Genomic DNA, 2710 nt, shown 5'->3' on the forward strand with positions numbered 1-2710 from the left:
GGAGTCGGAGTCGGAGTTACTACTGGAGTCGGAGTGACACTCGGAGTCGGAGTCGGAGTTACTACTGGAGTCGGAGTGACACTCGGAGTCGGAGTCGGAGTTACTACTGGAGTCGGAGTTTCACTCGGAGTCGGAGTCGGAGTTACTACTGGAGTCGGAGTTGGCGTTGGCGTCGGATCAATGCCGTCATCAGTCGAAAACGCAATATTACCAACACTATTAGAACGCGGAAACGACTGCGATGTAATGCTAGATTGTCCTGTTGTAATTGCACCCGCCGTACCGTTGCTAGCAGCATCCCCCACCACAAACGGTTGAACCGGCGTCCCTCCATCTCCCCCAGCGTGTGTAATTGCGATATTTCCGCTACCTGTGCCGCCAGCAGTAGAAATGCTAGCAAATCCCGTCGGCGAAAGTGGTGTTGAAAAAGCACCCGTAGCGCGGAAAAAATTGCCTGTTATTGCTGTGACATCGCCGCCGGTGCCGCCAGTGCCGCCTTGGGCATTGATAAACTCTACTTGAATATCGCCGATCGGATCTAAGAACACATTGCCGGCATTTCCTAGTATACCGCTAGAGTTAATTTGTCCGGTGGTAATTGAAGTTATCGCCTTAACAGTTATGTTGCCGCCACTGTTTGCCGATGTATTCAAATTGCCTGCTGTGAAATTGTTACCGCTTGTAAATAGAATTTCTCCGCCATTAGCAGTAATATTTTTAACGCTTATATCTCCCTGGGCAGTAATATCGACTTTCCCTGCGGTGACATCTCCCGATAAATTGACTTTTTCCGTGTTTGGTGCGGTCAATTGTTGCGCGTTAATTGTTGAGTTTCCTGTCACATTGCCAGCATTGTCGATCGCAAGATTTCCTAACTTGCTGGTGGCCCCCACCGCACCGTTGAAAGTGATGCTGCCGCTACCGGAGGCTAGAGTTAAGTTGCGGGCCCCATCAATACTGTCGATCGCACCCAAAGCAATATTTCCCCCTGCGGTACTAAATACCGCATCCTTTGTCAAAACCAAAGCATTGCTATTATTAATGTTGCCGTTATTCGTCGTAACATTCCCGCCTAATTTAGTAGTGAAAGCCGTAACATTAAAACCAGAATTGCTTTTAACATTTCCAATAAATTCCGCATTCGATGCAGTAACATTCAAAACAGATAATGGCGTTGTTTCTCCAATATTTCCTTGCACCAACACATTACCATTCGCGGCATCTAAGTTGAACAAATGATTCCCGTCGATCGCCCCTTTTATATTAATGCTACCAACGCTGCTTTTGAGATCGACCTGGTTTCCCAGTTGAACGTTGCCAGTCAAATCTATATTGTTAGTTGTATTGATGCCATAGTTCAAATTAATTGTTGAACCTTGGAGAGCAACACTGCTGTTGTCAAGTCCGGTGATAGTTCCATTAACTGCGATCGTACCAGTTCCCGTTTGAATATTTACTGGATCTAAAAATGTGAGATTATAGGGAATACTAATATTGGCGCTGCTATCCGATCGCCCGATCGCGATCGAGCTAAATCCATTTTGAATCAAATTAATTTCCGATGCCGTCAAATCTAAAGCGCTAGTATTGTTATCAGTTCCGCCAACAACAATATTTTGTCCGGCTGTTGCGGGTTGCAGCGTTAGCGGGCCACTACCCGAAACATTCCCAGAAAATTCAATTTCACCTGCCGTTAAAGTCAGCGGATTACTACCTGCCGATAAACTCGAACCGAAAGCAATAGTTGCATCTCCGAGTGTAAAATTTACAGGAGCTTTTAATGTCACCGAACCGCTAAAACTAATGTTATCATTAGTTGTGGTGATATTTCCGCTAACCGCAACAGTTCCCCCGCCATTTTGAATAAATGCACCGTCTAAATTCAGGTTTTTCTCAATATTCAGATTTACCTTATTGGCAATTGTGAGCGTCCCGTCATTGGTGGTTGTTACAGTTCCTTTTAGATTGACATTATCAGCCGCAATACCCAGATCGCCAGCTACATCAACTGTCTTGTTGAAAGTAATGTCGCTGCCTGAAAACACCGATTTTGGGGCAACAGTCACTGCATCTGCATAGGTTTGACTGCCGGTTGTAGTCACATTGCCGCCTAAAGATATCTTGCTGTTGGCAGTTAAACTTGTGAGAGGAGTTGTTTCGCCGATCGTACTTGTGAAGGTAATATTACCGCTAGCCGCCTTCACAGTCAAATCGCTGCTGCCGTTAACTGTATTATTGAAAGTAATGCTGTCACCTGAAAGAATCGGATTGTTGGCAATTGTCACTGCATCTCCGTAGGTTTGAGCGCCAGTTGTAGTGACATTTCCCTTCACTTGAGTTGTGCCGCCAATATCTGTAGTCAAACTCGCGGCATTGACTGTTTGATTAAATGCAGTTGTGCCTGTAGAGTTAGCTGTTAAATTGCCGAGCGCACTTGCAGCACCAACTGCACCATTAAATGTCACATTACCGCTAACCGCCTTCGCCGTCAAATCGCTGCTGCCGTTAACTGTATTATTGAAAGTAATGTCGCTGCCGGAGAGAATCGGATTGTTGGCAATTGTCACTGCATCTCCGTAGGTTTGAGTGCCAGTGGTTGTCACATTGCCATTTAGTTCAGTTTTGCCGCCAGCATCTGTAGTCAAACTCGCGGCATTGACTGTTTGATTAAATGCAGTTGTGCCTGTAGAGTTAGCTGTTAAATTGCCGA

Annotated in this window: 1 protein-coding gene; it reads right to left on the bottom strand. The window is 45.7% G+C overall.

All coding sequences use genetic code 11. The features are described 5' to 3' along the window. The coding region (locus QUA13_RS14155; RefSeq protein WP_445242713.1) for a beta strand repeat-containing protein at positions 1-2710 on the bottom strand (2710 nt) is incomplete at both ends.

The sequence above is a fragment of the Microcoleus sp. S28C3 genome (assembly GCF_036700785.1).
Taxonomy (GTDB): Bacteria; Cyanobacteriota; Cyanobacteriia; order Cyanobacteriales; family Microcoleaceae; genus Microcoleus; species Microcoleus asticus.